12 protein-coding genes are annotated in these 16,650 nt (G+C 47.6%); 6 read left to right on the forward strand and 6 right to left on the reverse strand.

Annotated features, from left to right (window positions below; translation table 11 throughout):
* Window positions 1-1,130 precede the first annotated feature (1,130 nt).
* Entirely contained in the window at window positions 1,131-2,024 is an 894-nt protein-coding gene (gene omp33-36 / locus FTT68_RS10445) for a porin Omp33-36 (protein WP_266097194.1), read from the forward strand.
* A 65-nt stretch (window positions 2,025-2,089) separates the two neighbouring features.
* Here omp33-36 and FTT68_RS10450 read toward each other — a convergent pair whose 3' ends face one another.
* Together FTT68_RS10450 and FTT68_RS10455 are read right to left on the reverse strand one after the other, a co-directional pair.
* Complete coding sequence (locus FTT68_RS10450; RefSeq protein WP_180006643.1) at window positions 2,090-4,057, reverse strand: choline BCCT transporter BetT; 1,968 nt, start codon at window positions 4,055-4,057, stop codon at window positions 2,090-2,092.
* A 172-nt stretch (window positions 4,058-4,229) separates the two neighbouring features.
* Window positions 4,230-4,910: an ion channel gene (locus FTT68_RS10455; protein ID WP_180057116.1), complete on the reverse strand. Its 681-nt coding sequence runs from the start codon at window positions 4,908-4,910 to the stop codon at window positions 4,230-4,232.
* Between the two features lie 99 nt (window positions 4,911-5,009).
* On the opposite strand from FTT68_RS10455, the gene FTT68_RS10460 reads away from it, so the two are divergent.
* Together FTT68_RS10460 and FTT68_RS10465 are read left to right on the forward strand one after the other, a co-directional pair.
* The gene (locus FTT68_RS10460) at window positions 5,010-5,534 is read left to right on the forward strand and encodes a DUF697 domain-containing protein (protein ID WP_005180740.1); all 525 of its coding nucleotides are present in this window, start codon (window positions 5,010-5,012) and stop codon (window positions 5,532-5,534) included.
* A 3-nt stretch (window positions 5,535-5,537) separates the two neighbouring features.
* On the forward strand, window positions 5,538-6,437 hold the full coding sequence (locus tag FTT68_RS10465; RefSeq protein WP_180057118.1) for a hypothetical protein: 900 nt from the start codon (window positions 5,538-5,540) through the stop codon (window positions 6,435-6,437).
* A gap of 42 nt (window positions 6,438-6,479) precedes the next feature.
* Here the strand turns inward: FTT68_RS10465 and FTT68_RS10470 are convergent, their stop codons facing one another.
* Together FTT68_RS10470 and FTT68_RS10475 are read right to left on the reverse strand one after the other, a co-directional pair.
* Window positions 6,480-8,195, reverse strand: coding sequence for a cation acetate symporter (locus FTT68_RS10470; RefSeq protein ID WP_075167300.1), 1,716 nt, complete (start codon window positions 8,193-8,195; stop codon window positions 6,480-6,482).
* A 1-nt stretch (window position 8,196) separates the two neighbouring features.
* On the reverse strand, window positions 8,197-8,529 hold the full coding sequence (locus tag FTT68_RS10475) for a DUF485 domain-containing protein (RefSeq protein WP_005180745.1): 333 nt from the start codon (window positions 8,527-8,529) through the stop codon (window positions 8,197-8,199).
* 184 nt (window positions 8,530-8,713) lie between these two features.
* Here FTT68_RS10475 and FTT68_RS10480 point away from each other — a divergent pair, with 184 nt between their 5' ends.
* Together FTT68_RS10480 and FTT68_RS10485 are read left to right on the forward strand one after the other, a co-directional pair.
* Window positions 8,714-12,202 (forward strand): PAS domain-containing hybrid sensor histidine kinase/response regulator, encoded by a 3,489-nt coding sequence (locus FTT68_RS10480; RefSeq protein ID WP_005180746.1) that lies wholly within the window; start codon window positions 8,714-8,716, stop codon window positions 12,200-12,202.
* 405 nt (window positions 12,203-12,607) lie between these two features.
* The gene (locus FTT68_RS10485; protein ID WP_160240867.1) at window positions 12,608-13,375 is read left to right on the forward strand and encodes a hypothetical protein; all 768 of its coding nucleotides are present in this window, start codon (window positions 12,608-12,610) and stop codon (window positions 13,373-13,375) included.
* A 65-nt stretch (window positions 13,376-13,440) separates the two neighbouring features.
* On the opposite strand, the gene FTT68_RS10490 is transcribed toward FTT68_RS10485, so the two are convergent.
* The gene (locus FTT68_RS10490) at window positions 13,441-14,091 is read right to left on the reverse strand and encodes a response regulator transcription factor (RefSeq protein WP_005180757.1); all 651 of its coding nucleotides are present in this window, start codon (window positions 14,089-14,091) and stop codon (window positions 13,441-13,443) included.
* Between the two features lie 375 nt (window positions 14,092-14,466).
* On the opposite strand from FTT68_RS10490, the gene msuE reads away from it, so the two are divergent.
* On the forward strand, window positions 14,467-15,198 hold the full coding sequence (gene msuE / locus FTT68_RS10495) for an FMN reductase (RefSeq protein WP_005180758.1): 732 nt from the start codon (window positions 14,467-14,469) through the stop codon (window positions 15,196-15,198).
* A 229-nt stretch (window positions 15,199-15,427) separates the two neighbouring features.
* Here the strand turns inward: msuE and FTT68_RS10500 are convergent, their stop codons facing one another.
* Window positions 15,428-16,606, reverse strand: coding sequence for an acyl-CoA dehydrogenase family protein (locus FTT68_RS10500; RefSeq protein WP_180057120.1), 1,179 nt, complete (start codon window positions 16,604-16,606; stop codon window positions 15,428-15,430).
* Window positions 16,607-16,650: the final 44 nt, after the last annotated feature.

The raw sequence follows: 16,650 nt of genomic DNA on the forward strand, positions 1-16,650 counted from the left end.
GAATAATTCAAGTGAATTTGTTTGAAAGAAGAACTTTAAAAGCTTTATTTTCACCCGATAAAATACCCATAAAACAAGAGGAAGCTCAAATGAGCTTCCTCTTGTGAAAAATTGTGGGACAGCAATGGTAAGTTTCTATTTTTTTTGAAGGGCAACCGAGATTGCATTCTCTTGAAAATTAAATATAAGTCAATGATTTATATAACAAAAACAAGGTTTTAAAAATTGTATAAAAAATTAAAGAAAACATTTTACAGTTGCATCAAATAAGTGCATAATGCCCCGCATTGGGGCGACTTTAGATATTCCTCAGCAGAATTTTAAATTTTCCCGCAAATTTTGGCTAAAAAATCCCGGTTTTCGTTGAAAACCGGGATTTTTTTATGGTCATATATTCAATAGCGCTTTTTAATTCAAGAAATATTGCACCAACATAGTGCACAATAAATTTATACTTAAGCGGTTTTTAATCCTGACTACAGGATTCAGGCATAAAAAAAAACCCAGCCTTGGGGAAAGCTGGGCATATAAAAAGTAAAACTTTGTGGAGAATCTCAGTGCAGTTCCTCTAACCTCTAGTCCTGCATCAAGAAAAATCATGACCGAAATCACAATTTCGATAAAGCCGACCAAACGGTATAACTTTATCTAGCGATTATGATACTTATCACACTTTTTGTAAAGCCTATTAAAATAGTCTGCTTTTAGTTTAACCAGGATTAATAGTCAGCGAATTTAGACCTATAAAAACCAGAAAACGTAGAAAAAAAGTAAAGCGTTATCAATTTCAGCTACATAATCCTGGTCTTAAGTTTCATTTTTTAAGCTTTATGCGCTGCTTTTCACATTTTTATTAGATTGTTTTTATAGATAATTTATATTGAATCAATTCATATTAACTATCAAGAAAAGTGAGGCAGCAAACACTTTTCTTTCGCAAATGAGATTTAGCCGCTTGTTCTTTATACACTTTTTAGGTTGACAACAGATTTACCAATTGACTACTTTTTCGCCTATACGCATTTTAGAGCAATTACTCAACTAAATAATCTCCTTTGTCTTCATTGACTTAATAAATTGTTACAATACAATGCCTATTGTTTAATCCATTTTTAACAAAACTGGTAACTATCATGAAAAAACTCGGTTTAGCCACAGCTTTATTATTAGCCATGACCGGTGCTCAAGCGTACCAATTTGAAGTTCAAGGTCAATCAGAATTCCTAGATACAACTGAAAACGATCAAAACTTTACTGGTGCAGTTCAAGGTACTTACTACTTCAAAAATGTTGATTCAACTAAAGGGCCTTTAGCTGAAGCTGCATTTTTAAACCAAGCATCTAACTTTTCTTTAGCTTACCAATATGGTCAATACGATGCGCCACGTGAAGGTGGTCGTTCAGATGTAGAATCTCATGTTTACGGTGCTAAAGCTGAAGCTTACATTCCGACAAAATTCGTTCCAGCCTATGCAAGCGCTTCTTATAGCCACACGCACAACGATGGCAAAAATGAATTTACTGCTGATGACAATGGCGACCGCTATGCATTAGAAGTGGGTGCATTGCTAGCACCAAACTTTCTGGTTGCTGTAGGTTATACCAGCATTGCTGACACAATGGCTGTTGATGCCTTCGGTACACTTGCAAATGGTGCAGTTAAAGCCGTTGGTGAAGCATTAACAATCAATGAAGATCAAGATGCTATTACTGCACGTACTAAATACGTGGGTGCAATTGATGGTACAAACATGGCAATCGGTTTTGAAACTGGCCTTGTTTACGGTGAAAGCACAGCGTACAACCTGAAAACTGATCTTTACTTAACGCCTGCTCTTAGCGTAGGTGCTTCTTATGCTGAAACTAGCGGTGATGATTTCCTAATTGATTCAGCTTGGGGTGCAAACGTAAACTACTTCATCACTCCAGCAGTTGCAGTTGGCGCAAGCTATGTAAATGCTAACGCTGAAAATGCAGCAGTAGATACTCAAACTGTTGGCTTAAATGCTAAATTCCGTTTCTAATCTGATTTAGAAACTGATGTAAAAAAGACGCTCTATGAGCGTCTTTTTTTGTTTGAAAGAAATGATTATTCCGGACTACGTACAATACTCAGGAAATATAAATGCCGTTCATATTGATCCAGAATATCCTGTAGTAAATCTTCCTGGGTCCAGTCCATTACATCGTAGTTCTGCCCGCCCTCTCTTAAAAATACCTCGGCCTGATAAAATGGTGCATCGGCCGTAACTTCTGGCATAAAGCTCGGCGGCACAGTTTCACGGGACACCACCTGATAAATAAAGTTAATCTCATGCTGATGATCGACCTTTAAACGCAGGCCATCTTCCAGCGAATCAATCGACACAGTCAGATGCCGCTTCAGGAACTCCTTCTGAATATTCTCAAAAGCCTGCTGTACCTGAATCTGAATATACTGTTCTACCTCGGCCTGGCTATGCGGATAATGCATGATCAGCCCCAGACGCTGTTGCCAGCTGCGTGGATTATGAATGGCACGCGGCGTAATCCGAGCTTCCTGCAAGGCGTTCATTTTGGTGACATCTAGCCGTAGGGCTTTGAGCAGGCCCCAGCACATCAGCAGCAGAATGAGGGTAAATGGCAAGGCACTCATAATGGTGGCCGACTGGAGCGCACTCAGGCCACCGGCCAATAGCAGGATAATCGCCAGCACCGCCATCAATACGGTCCAGAACAGCCGTTGCCAGACCGGAGAATGTTCCGTTTTTGCAGTGAGAAAATCTGTGACCAGCGCACCTGAATCTGCCGAAGTAACAAAAAACAGCATCACCAGCAGGGTCGCCAGCAGACTCATGATGGAGGCAAAAGGCAGATTACTTAAAAACTCAAACAGGGCCACCGAGGAGTCCTGCTGTACTGCGGTCATCAGTTGCAGGTTCGCCTCATGTAAAATGCTATACAGCGCAGCATTGCCCATAAAACCCATCCAGACCAGGGTAAAACCGGTCGGAATCAGCATCACCCCCACAATAAATTCACGGATACTGCGTCCTTTGGATACCCGGGCAATAAACAGTCCCACAAATGGCGACCAAGAGATCCACCAGGCCCAGTACATGATGGTCCAGCCCCCAATCCAGCCACTCGGTTGATAGGCATATAAATTGAAGGTCATATGAAACAGATTCGAGGCATACTGACCAATATTCTGAATGGTGGTTTGTAGTAAATAGATACTCGGCCCCGTTATAAATACAAATAACAGCAGCACCACCGCCAGCACCAGATTCAGCTCTGACAGCCGTTTAATACCTTTGTCCAGACCAAAAAACACCGATAAAGACGCCATGCTGCTGACCACAATAATCAGGATCATCTGGGTACTGGCGCTTTGCTCAATCCCGAATAAATAATTTAAGCCGGAATTGATCTGGGTCACACCAAAACCTAAAGTGGTGGCAATCCCGAAGACAGTGCCGAGCGTGGCAAAGGTATCAATCCCATCTCCGAGCGGGCCGTAAATTTTTGAGCCAATCAGCGGATACAAGGCCGAACGGACTTTTAGTGGTAGATTGTGCCGGTAAGCAAAATAAGCCAGCGCCAGCCCGACCAGCGCATAAATGGCCCAGGCATGAATGCCCCAGTGGAAAAAAGAAATACGCATCGCCTGCTGCGCTGCCTGGATGGTGGCCGGCTCACCGACCGGTGGCGACACATAGTGCATCACCGGTTCAGCCACGCCAAAGAACATCAGGCCAATGCCCATGCCGGCGGTAAACAGCATCGCAAACCAGGAACCCTGATGATATTCCGGCTGGCTATGGTCCGGACCGAGCTTGATTTTGCCCATATCGGACAGTGCAATATAAATCAGCAGAATCAGAAACACCGCCACCGACAGCACATAGAACCAGCTAAAAGAATCGGTAATCCACTGGTTCATGCGCTGGGTCAGCAGTTCAAAACTATTGGGCGCCAGCAGCACCACCGCCAGAAAAATCGCAATAACCGCGACCGTACTGATAAATACATTCGGATTGATATTGCCCCACCAGGGCAATTTTTCGGAAGGCATAACTCCCCCATTTTATTTTTAAAGATGATAGACAGACGCTTTAGGTCCGGGCAGCATTCACCGCAAAGGTGAACAAAAGATGAGTGTCGTGAGCTTAAACTCGCGCACAGCTTAGTCCGATTACAACCAAAACACTATTGAACTGCTGTAACACAATAGCCCAAGCCGATGATTAATCTTTATTTCTGGGCAAATGACGAATGTATTGCAGGGCAATCAGCCGGGAAACAATTAAGGCCAGATACATCACCCCGCAAAACATTTGCAGCATGGCAATCACCCGTACTGCCGGACCAATCGGCATCAGGTCAGACAGCCCGGTGGCAGACTGCAGACTGAAACTCAGAAACAGCAGATCCAGCCAGCTTTGCAAATCCGGCTGGGTCGGATGATAAAAACTGGAAGGATCCAGAATCTGGCAAATGTTATAAACAAAGGCAAACGCCCAGGCAATTAAGGTGAATACCGCGCCGGCGGCAAACAGTTCATCGCGGGTTAGATAACGGTCTTCAAACATATAACGCAGCAAACCATAGGCCGCACTTAAATAGGCCGCGGCTTCAAAGGCATGACTAATCACCAGCACGGTCGGGTTGTTAACCCCCAGCACAATCAGCAGAGAAAAGAACAAGGCGCCCGTGACAAAGCTCAGCCCTAAAAAAGTAAACATCGGGGTCTGACGAATGACTTTGGCAATTAACAGCAATACCACCACGCCCAGCATCCAGATCAGCATGCGATAGGTGGTATGATGACTGAGCAGCGACAATACGAGAATAAAAAACTGCATTAACAGCAGCCAGGCCGAAGGCAACAGCCGGAATCCTTTCCATAAATCAATGAATGCTTGCATGGGCACATCCTGGGTATCTTGGTGTAATGCGGACATCACTTTCTTTTTTGTTCTGATTACCATAGCATGCTTAAAAGCGCAGACAGATCACTCCTTTGTATGAAAATTACAGAAAAAGTACGTCAAGAAATCACCCAGATTGAATTCCGGGATGATCTTTCTCAGGATAAAAAGATTGCCAAAATCACCCATCTGGCCTGTGCCACCTGTGCCGGTGTCGCCATTCAGCCCCTGCCTTTTGCCGATATTCTGATTCTGACGCCTTTACAAGGCTACTTTGCCAGCCGGATTGCCGCCATTCACGGCATTAAACTGACCGACAATGAAGCACTGGACTGGGTCAAGGAACTGATCGGGCTGGTGGGTTTGGGCATCGCCGCGCAGCAGATTGCACTGGGGGTCTGGAAAACCGTGACCTTTGGCTTTGGCGGCCTGCTGACCATTCCGCTGGTCTACGGCCTGACTTTTGCGATTATGAAAGTGGCCGATTTGTATTTTTCTCATAAAGCCCGCAATGAAAAGCTCAGTGAGGAACGCATTAAAGCGGTATGGAAACAGGCGTTCCAGCAAGGTAAAAAGCAGGGACAGGCTCAGGCAGAGCAGCTGCAACAGCCAGAGGATTAAGCCATGACCCGATCGTCCTCTCCGATTCACTATCTCCGTAAAAATTTTGATGCGCTGGCCATCACCACCGTATTGGCCAAACTGGCCTGGAACGAACACAGGCCGCAACTGACTGAAGCGGATCAGGCGGTACTGGCCGCATTAAGACGCAGTCATGCTGAACTGGCAAACGCCCCTCTGGAAGATATTCAGGCTTATTTACAGGGTTTTGATGAGCAGCAGATTGTCGGGCTGGTATCGACGGTTAAAGGCATGTTGCATGATATGGAGTTTGTACGGCTGGACCATGAAGATGGCGACAGTCTGTATGCCGCGTATCTGAACCAGCACGACCATACCGATTTTGATGTGCTTCTGGCCGATCAGCACAGCGGCGAAAGCTGGCAACTGCAACTAAAAGCCATCGAAGGTACTGGCACCGGCAAAGACTGGATTGCTGCCCCTCCTGAAGAAATGTTGCTTGCCACTGAAGAAATCGCGGCACAGTTGGGTCTGGAAAGTTCTGGTCTCAGCCCCAAAGAGCTGACCCAGAGCGTGGAAGATGCGATTGATGTAATTGTCACCGCCAAAGACCCGAATGATGAACATTTCTGGGACTACTTTCCGGCCATCTCCGTGGCCAGTGTTTCACTGGCGATTTATGAACTGTTCCGGCGCTATCAGCAGCAGGAAATCAGCTGGTCAGAATTTAAATGGATGGCGGCCAAAGTATCTGGCATCAAGGTCAGTAAAATTGCCTTTATTGGTCTGCTGTTGGGTCTACCGGTGGTCGGTCAGGTCACGGGTGCCTACCTGGTCGCCAAGCTGTTACTGAATGCCAAAGCCACCTGGTTTGAAAAAGAATCAGCGCTATATCGCAAACTACAGGCCTACTGGGCCAGCAAGCAAAAACCGCAGCCATAAAAAAGCCCCTTGCGGGGCTTTTTCTAGGCATACCTGCTCATCTTAGTGATCAGATGCACCTGAGATACCAATACCGGTTTGTGAGCGGACAAACTGTGCATCGAATGCTTTACGTTCCGCTTGTGCTTGTGCAGAGTTATCGGTAATCGAGAACAACCAGCAGCAGAAGAATGACAATGGCATTGCGAAGATTGCAGGACCGTTAAATGGCACCACTGGTGTATCAGAAATTGCCAGCGTATCGACCCAAACTGCTTTCGACAATACGATCAGCACGACAGCAGACACCAGACCAGCAACACCACCAATCACTGCACCACGTGTAGTTAAACCTTTCCAGAACATCGACAGAACCAGTACCGGGAAGTTCGCACATGCCGCTACCGAGAATGCCAGACCCACCATGAAGGCAACGTTTTGTTTCTCGAACAGAATACCCAGAATCATCGCGAAGATCGCTAAACCTAAAGTTGCGATTTTAGACATGCGAAGTTCAGATTCAGGTGTAGTTTGGCCTTTCTTGAATACGTTGGCATACAAGTCGTGAGAGATTGCTGAAGCACCTGACAGGGTCAGACCGGCAACCACCGCAAGAATTGTGGCGAATGCAACCGCTGAAATGAAGCCCATGAACAGGTCGCCACCGACTGCATCAGACAGGTGTACCGCTGCCATGTTGTTACCACCCACCAGCTCAAGTTTGCCAGTGACTGCCATTTTCGCGACATCCAGGAATTGCGGGTTGTTGGCCACATACAGGATCGCACCGAAACCAATGATGAAGGTTAACAGGTAGAAGTAACCAATAAAGCCGGTTGCAACCACAACAGATTTACGTGCTTCTTTGGCATCTTTTACCGTGAAGAAACGCATCAGGATGTGTGGCAGACCTGCAGTACCGAACATTAATGCCAGACCCAGTGAGATCGCATCAATCGGGTTAGATGCCAGGCTACCTGGACCCATGATATTGGCTGCATCAGCCAGGCTCAGGTCATGTACCTTCGAGAACACCTGAATTGATTGTTCAAACATATTGGTGAAGCTGAAGCCCACGCCTTTCATTACCATGAAAGCCATGAAGGTTGCACCAGACAGTAACAGTACCGCTTTAATGATCTGTACCCAGGTCGTTGCCAGCATGCCGCCGAACATAACGTAAGCCATCATCAATAAACCAACCAGCACAACTGCGATGTTATAGTTCAGACCGAACAGCAGTTTGATCAGCTGACCTGCACCCACCATCTGTGCAATCAGATAGAACGCCACGACGACTAGCGAGCTGAATGCCGCCAGGGTACGTACCGGTTTTTCTGATAAACGGAAGGAAACTACGTCAGACAGGTTGTATTTACCCAGGTTACGTAAACGTTCTGCAATCAGGAACAATACGATTGGCCAGCCCACCATGAAGCCCAGTGAATACAGCAAGCCGTCGAAGCCTGACATAAACACCATGGCGGAAATACCCAGGAAAGACGCAGCCGACATATAGTCACCGGCAATGGCCAGACCGTTTTGGAAACCTGAAATACCACCACCGGCAGTATAGAAGTCTTTGGTATTGGTGGTTTGTTTCGCCGCCCATTTGGTAATGAACAGGGTCGCACCCACAAAGATCAGGAACATGATAATTGCAGGCCAGTTGGTGGCTTGTTGTTCTGCTGCGCCCAGATCAGGTGCGGCGAAAGCCATACCTGACATCATCAACGCAGAAGCTGCAGCAGCTTGCGCCTTCAATGAAGTCCATTTCATCTTAGTCTTGTCCTTTTTGTTGTGCAATTGCTTCTACTTCACGCATTGCTTCTTCATTCAGTTGATCCAGCTTGTTATTCGCAATATAGGAATACACTGCACACAAAATGAAAGATAACACGATGATGCCCAGACCCAGTGGAATACCCCAGGTCGTCACGCCACCAGAAATGGAAGATAATAGAAACTCTTTGTTATAGCCAACTAACAACATGAAGCCGACATAAACGATTAACATGATTGCGGTAAGCGTCCAGCTAAGATTACGCTTTTTTGCAACCATTTCTTTGAATTTTGGATTGTGTAGAATTCGATCTACTTGAGCCTCATCCATAGTTTTACTCCTTGAAACGCCCAGCCTTAGGCGTAATTTTTAATTCGAATTATATTCATGATGAAAACTAACAAGTTTGTAGGGTGCTTGTAATTTAGACTTTGGTCGTTAAATTTTGAGCAATTCAAACTGATGCGTTCACGAATAGAGTATTATAACGCGAGATAAATACACCGCGGGTATTATGAACAGCTGGCTGATTATCGGGGTGTTAGCCCTTTATATTGCATTACTTTTTATTTGTGCATTTTTTGGTGAAAAACATGCGAGCCGCCTCAGTACGCGCGGTCGTATGCTGCTGTTCAGTCTGACCTTGGGCGTCTACTGTTCATCCTGGACCTTTTACGGGGCCACTGGTGCAGCGGTACGCGAAGGCATCATCTTCCTGCCGATCTATTTAGGGCCGCTGTTGTTCGTGGCGGTTGGCTATGACATCTGGCGCCGTTTGGGACGGGTCCGGCAGCATCATGCCATTTCCTCGATTGCCGACTTCGTGGCAGCGCGATATGGCAAAAGTGGTGCCCTGGCCTCGCTGGTGACCATTCTGGCGGTGATTGCGATTATTCCCTATCTGGCCCTGCAGTTACGCGCAATTGCCTTAAGTGCTGCCGTAATTCTGGATCAGACCACCCATGTCGAAAGTACCACCAATGGTGTACTGTTTTTAACCGCGCTGCTGGCAATTCTGGCGATGCTGTTTGGCACCCGGCAAATTGCCAACACCGAACAGCACGGCGGTTTAATGCTGGCGGTGGCGTTTGAATCTTTCGTCAAGCTGTTTGCCCTGCTCTGTGTGGCCGGTTTCTTTGTCTTTGAATCGGCCGATAACCTGAAGCAGATCAGCAATGATGTGGCCCAGACCTTCCATGAAGTGCAGCTGTTGGGCGTACCGGAAACTTTCTGGGTGCAAACCCTGCTGGCCGCACTGGCGATTATCTGCTTGCCACGCCAGTTCCACGTGGCGGTGGTCGAATTACGCGATGAAAAACATATTCGCGGGGCACGGCGCTGGTTTGCCGTTTATCTGATTTTAACCACCATCGCGATTATTCCAATTGCCAGCTGGGCCTTACATGCCGCGCCGCAATATCTGATGATTCCGGATGTCGCGGTGCTGTCCTTACCGCTCAGCTATAATCAGGAATGGCTGACCTTACTGGCCTTCCTGGGTGGTTTTTCGGCTTCAACCGGGATGTTGCTGGTATCTTCGGTGGCGCTGTCGATCATGCTCAGTAATGACCTGATCATGCCGGCGCTGTGGCGCTCGGGCCTGATTTCGCGTCATGACAAACGGTTGCCACTGGTGCTGAAATTCACCCGCCGCATCTGTATTCTGGCGGTGATGCTGCTCGGCTTCCTGTTCTTCCATTTCTTTAATGATATTGACCAGCTTTCGGTCTTCGGTTTACTGGCCTTTAGTGCGGTAGCGCAGTTCTCCCCGGCCCTGATTGGCGGGCTGTACTGGCGCGGCGGCAGTAAACAGGGTGTTTATGCCGGCCTGATTGTCGGTTTTATCATGTGGGCCTATACCCTGCTCTGGCCAACAGTTTTACGCAGTCTGCCAGAGCAGTTCTCAGCGATTACCCAGTACTATTTAACCGTCGGTCCATTTGGCATTAATGGCTTACGTCCGGAAGCGCTGTTAGGTTTTGAATCATTTGCGCCGCTGACACATGGTGTGGTCTGGTCACTTGGTCTGAACCTATTGCTGTATGTCTGGGTATCGCGCATATTCCGCCCGAGTGTGGCTGAACAGATTCAGGCTGAAAGTTTCTTCTACTATGAAACCAAGCCGCTGCCATCGCACACCACCAGCAATGAAGTCAGCTATTCGCATCAGGATGTGGCGCGTTTAAAAGTCGGTGACCTGATTACGCTGGCCAAACGCATTACCGGCGATGAGCCAACCATGCAGGCCTTCCGGCAGTTCAGTGAACAGAATAATGTGGTGCTGAATGAAAACAGCAATGCCAACGGCATGTGGTGGCGTTTTACCGAACAGTACCTGGCCGGCACCATTGGCGCGGCATCGGCGCGAACCCTGCTCACCACGGCGATGGTCAACAATGGTCTGGCACTGGGTCAGGTCGCCAATATTCTTGACCAGGCCTCCCAATGGCAGCGCTTTAACCAGAATCTGATCATGACCATGATCGACCACATGACCCAGGGGGTGAGCGTGGTCGATGAAAACATGTGTCTGGTGGCCTGGAACAATCAATATCTGAAACTGTTTGATTATCCAAAAGATATTGTCTATGTCGGCTGTCCAATTGCCGACCTGATCCGCTATAACGCCGAGCGCGGCGAATGTGGCCCGGGCTCGGTGGAAGAACACGTGCGTAAACGGATTCACTGGATGAAAGTCGGCAGTGCGCATGAGTTTGAACGTATCCGTAAAGATGGCCGCGTGATTCAAATGCGCGGTAATCCGATTGAAGGCGGTGGCTTCGTGACCACCTTTGCCGATATTACCGCCTTCCGTGAAAATGAAGCGGTCCTTGAAGCACGTGTACAAGACCGTACCCAGCAATTGGCCGATGCCCTGGCCGAACAGCAGCTGGCGCGCGAACAGGCCGATAAAGCCAATATGTCCAAGAGCCGCTTTATTGCCGCGGCCAGTCATGACCTATTACAGCCGATGCACGCAGCCCGTCTGTTCAGTACCGCGCTGGAGCAAAGCATCCAGTCAGATGATGACCGTAAAACCTTGCAGCAGCTGGATCGTGCGCTGCATGGGGCTGAAAGCATGCTGTCTGCACTGCTGGATATTGCCCGTTTAGAAGGCGGCACTATTCAGCCAAAACGTCAGCCTTATCCACTGCATGACCTGCTCAGTGATCTGGAACTGCAATTTAAATCCATTGCTGCACAGCGTGGCATCCAGTTTGCCGTGCATGATGCCCAGTTCTGGATTGACACCGATCCGCAATGGATTCGCCGGATTATCCAAAACTTTGTCAGCAATGCACTGCGTTATACCGCCAAAGGCAAAGTCGTGGTCGGGGTATTACGTTCTGCACAGCGTCCGCAGCATATCCGCATCGGGGTCTGGGATACCGGTCCCGGCATTGCCGAAGAACAGCGCATTAAACTGTTCCAGGAATTTGAACGTTGCGGCCATACCTCGCCGTGGGGTGAACAGGGTCTGGGCCTCGGTCTGGCCATTGTGCAGCGTATGACCAGCCTGCTGGATTATCCGGTCTATGTCTATTCCACTCTCGGACAGGGCTCCTGCTTCATGATTGAAGTACCGGTGGTGGATGCACCTAAAGCCGTGGCTGCACCGGTTCAGGCCGTACCGCTGAAAACCAAGGCCTATAAAATTCTGTGTCTGGATAATGATGAAACCATTTTAGAAGGCATGGCGACCTTATTGGGCAAATGGGGCTATCAGGTCTTTAAAGCCACCGAACCGGAACAGGCCCTGGAGATTATCCAGCAGGAAAATATTCAGGTCTGGCTGGTCGATCAGCATTTAAATAACAATAAAGTCGGTCTGGACTTTATTCTGGCCAACCGTCAGGAAAATGTACCAGTGGCATTAATTACCGCCGATTCGGATCCGGAATTACCGCAGCGTCTAAAAGAGCTGAATATCGTGTTGCTGAAAAAACCGCTGAAACCGGCCTCCTTGCGAGCCTGGTTATCCGGTCTGAAAATTTCAGCTTAGGCTGACATATTTTGAAACCTCTTTGCGGCTTCGGTAACAAAGAGGTTTTGTATTTTGGGCCTGAAAATGGCGATTTATTGCAGCCCGCTAGGCAAAACTGCTCAAAACAGGCGCTATCTGCCTGACAGCCATTGGCAGAAAATTCCATTGAATTATTTACTATGGCAAAGGCTACCAAAAATCTCAGTGTACAGCTGTATACCTGGTTACAAAATTTTAATCTTATGATTTTTAAAATTATTTTTTGATTAAAAAATACACATTAGACTTTAGTCGTATATCTGATATGTAGCAATACGCGCATAAAAAAGACATTAAAAAGAAAAGATCAGTGTTTAGTCTGGAGATGAGCCCCTGAACGTCCTGTCCGGAGCTGATCATCATCCAGCCTAGAGGAGTTTTTTGATGAGTCTTTCAAGCGCAGTACAGCAAGGTCATGAGCAGAACCAACAGTTTCACCGTCAGTATGGCGCCAATGCCCTGTTGCCGGCCATCGACTGGAAAACCCTGTTTCAGCACAGCAAATTAGAACATGCGCATATTGAAGCCCTGAATACCATTTATCAAACCGCTGTACCGCTGGCCTTACAGGTCTTTGATGAACTGCATTTTGATGTATTTAGTCCGGCAGCCTATAAACCACAAGGACTGGGCCTGTTTGAAAAACTGTCTGAACAGGAACAGAAACTGCTGCGTTCGCTGGAAACTGAATGTGACTGTCTTGGTGCCACCACCCGTCACCAGATCTGGAGCATGCTGCTGCGCGGTGGTGCGGTCCTGGTATTTAAAGCCTGGCTCGGCAAAGTCAAAACCGATAAAACCGAACTCGATACCAGCCAGTTTGATGAACTGTCCGATTTACTGTTTATCAAAACCCCGCCGCATGAACTGGCACAGCGTTTAGGTGTAGATATTCATTCCCATGAAGATCATATCTTCCTGATGTATGGCAATGATGTCTATTTGGACCGTTTTAACAGTCTGGAAACTGCCGCGCTATTTGTCGATTTAGGCGTCTATGATCCGGCATTTTTAAGCCTGCGCGATAACCGTATTGCCGACTACTTAAAATCTCAGGACTATGTGACTCAGGAACAGATTGATGAATTGCAATGCGCTTTGAATCCGCTGTTCTGTACCGATGCCACACCGAAACAGGATTGTCTGGCTTAAGCCTTAGCCGATCTGCAAAACAAAAAGGACATCATTTGATGTCCTTTTTATATATTTTTCAATATTTAGATTTTCTTTTCTTCAATATTCAGCGCATTTATCGCCAATACCGCCTGGGTACGGTTTTGTACGCCCAGTTTACGGAAAATCGCCGTCACGTGTGCCTTAATGGTCGCTTCAGAAACATCCAGTTCATAGGCAATCTGTTTATTCAGCAAGCCTTCAGCCACCATCATCAACACACGGAACTGCTGCGGCGTTAAGGACTGAATCCGCTCTGCCAGTGCAGTTTCATCGGCAGCACGCGGGTCAAAATTGACATTGGCCGGCAGGTTTGGCGGTAACCAGATTTCCCCTTCCAGCACCTGACGAATCGCTTCGCCAATATGGCTTGGATGGGCAGATTTTGGAATATAGCCCATGGCACCATGCGCAATGGCACGCTGGATAATCGACACTTCTTCATGTGCCGACACCACAATAATCGGAATTGAAGGATATTGTGCACGCACATGCACCAGCGCCGAGAAACCCGAAGCGCCTGGCAAGTTTAAATCGAGGAGAACAAGATCAGGTTCAGGTCCTTTTTCTAAACGTTCATAGAATTCATTGACTGCAGCAGTTTCATGAATTTGAGCTTGCGGTAAGCTATAGCGTACAGCCTGAATTAAAGCATGACGAAACAGCGGATGATCATCAACGATTAAAATATTCATAAGTGACGTGAGAGATCTTGTGCACAATGGCTCCTATTCTACCCATACAAATGCGGTTAAGGATATGCAAGAGTGAACTATTTTTGGCTTAAACGAGATTTTTTGTCCGATTATTCATATTTTCTTACATTTTCTTAAATCTGAGATAGGAAATCTGATTTTGATATAACATTTATCAGCCTGATTCAGATGCTTATCTGAGTCGCATATAAGTATAAATTTCAATTATTTATTTCATTAAATTTAGTTATTAATTGCTCATTTTAAAGTTATCTGAAAAACAGATAACTTTTCTGTATTTGCTTATTTTACAGGGTAATTCAACTATTGATTAATAACAGACATTCCGAGATCAACCACAATTCAGGTAAGCCTATGTCTGTTTTCAATTCAACCAAACCGCTCAATATTGTCGCAGTATCGGGCGGCTTAAATCATCCGTCTAAAACCGAAGCTTTGGTGCAAGCCATTATTGATGAACTGGGCGAAGCCACCCCGATTCAGGTGCATTTTATTAAATTCAGTGAAATTGCCCCTTTGCTGGGCGGTGCCATTTACCGCAAGCAGTTACCACAGCGCGTGCAGGATGATCTGGCTGCCGTTGAAGCAGCGGATGCATTAATTGTCGGTACACCGGTATATCGCGCCTCCTTTACCGGTCTATTCAAACATTTCTTTGATTTTGTCGAACAGACTGCGCTGGTAGATGTACCGGTATTACTGGCGGCATCGGGGGGTAGTGACCGCCATGCCTTGGTACTGGAGCATCAGCTGCGTCCGTTATTCAGCTTTTTCCAGGCGCAAACCTTGCCTATTGGTGTCTATGCCACAGACCGTGACTTTACCCTGGAATACACCATCCATAGCGAGGCCCTGCGTGACCGGATTACGTTGGCTGTGGCACGCGCCCTGCCCATTCTGGAATGGGCACCGGCCAAAGGCCAGCGCGCCGAAGTGGTGAAAAGTAAAACCCAGCAGGCCAACCAGAACCTGGGCATTAATAAACAGATTGAGCAGGATGAAGTACTACCTTCTGCTGCAGTACCTAGTCTGGATGCAGCAGAATCGCGTCTGCATCAGAACAAGGTCAAACCGCAAGTGGCTTAATCTGCTGACCCGCTGGCATCCCCTTCTTCCGAGTGTAGTCTTGGCCATTGATCCTGCGGATTTAGGCTTGCAGCAGCCTGGGTCCGCAAGCTTGCAGCGAAACATCGCTGCAATGCCGGATCAAATAAACACAACAACAGGCCCCTTATTTTTCCCTCAAGACTCGGCTTGAGGGATTTTTTCATTTTAAGCTCTGACTCACTGAAATGAGAATGAAGCGGTTTAAGTCTTAAGAATAAAAACTGGGATCTGGCACTTTGCCAGTCAGCACCCATTCGCCCAGTTCCTGATATTTATAATCCACCGGATCATGCAGGGTCTGGGTACGCACATTGCGCCAGAAACGATCCAGATTCAGCTGGGCGGTGGTGGCCCGTGCGCCCATTACCTGAAACATGTGCTCGGTAATATATAAAGAGGTATTGGTCGAGGCAATTTTGGCCGTAGCAATGGCCACCGCTACTTCACCGCGCTGTTCAGCCGTGAGTTCCGGTCCGATGCGCCAAGCCTGCTGCACACTCTGCACGGCTTTATCTGCCAAAAGCCGGACACTTTCTAGCTGCAGATAAAACTCGGCGCAATGCCGTTGAATAAACGGGTCATCCACCGCCTGCTCGACCCGAGATTTGGACCAGGCTTTTTGACCTTGCACGCTCTGAATCGCTGTTTCAAATGCCTCTTCGGCCACACCCAAAAACAGATGCACAAAAATCAGTTGTGCAATTAGCGGCCGCAAACTGGCATAAGGCGTACTTAGCGGTCCGGGATTCAGCAGCAATTCATGTTGATGAACACGCACCTGTTCAAAATGGGTCGTGCCGCTATCGGTCTGGCGCTGTCCCATATTGTGCCAGTCACCCAGAAAATGGACACCACTCCGGGTACTCGGAATCACCGCAATCAAAAGCCTGCCGGTCGCATCATAACCGGAACAGAGCAACAGGTCTGAATCGACCGAACCGGAGCAGAAGCTTTTATCGCCCTGAAACAGATATTCAGAATCTGCGACCGGTGTGACCGTGGTACGCCGATCCAGCGGATTCAGGGCATTGCCCCAAAACAGCTGCTGCTGAACTGTCTGTTGCAACCAGTGCTGATATTGTGCGGGCTGGGCGAACAGCTGCACGGTGGCAATCAGTAAATGATGAAATGCATAGACATGCGCCAAGGAGCTGTCCGCTTGTGCCAAAATCTGGACCGTTTTAAATATAGTCGACCAGGCGGCACCCTGCCCGCCATATTCTGTCGGAATTGATAAACTCAGCAAACCGCTACGGCGAATCAGATCACGCTCTGCTTTGGGATTACCGCCCTGCCGGTCACGTTCAGCGGCGGTCTGGGCAAACTGGCGGGCCAGTTGCCGGGCAATTTCCAGCGGGTCTAAAACAGTGGCCGTAGTCGGGTTCATCTAAAAATCATATCCTTGATCAATCGTAATACTGTGGATGGAGC

Source organism: Acinetobacter sp. Q85-2 (assembly GCF_013420555.1).
Lineage (GTDB): Bacteria > Pseudomonadota > Gammaproteobacteria > Pseudomonadales > Moraxellaceae > Acinetobacter > Acinetobacter indicus.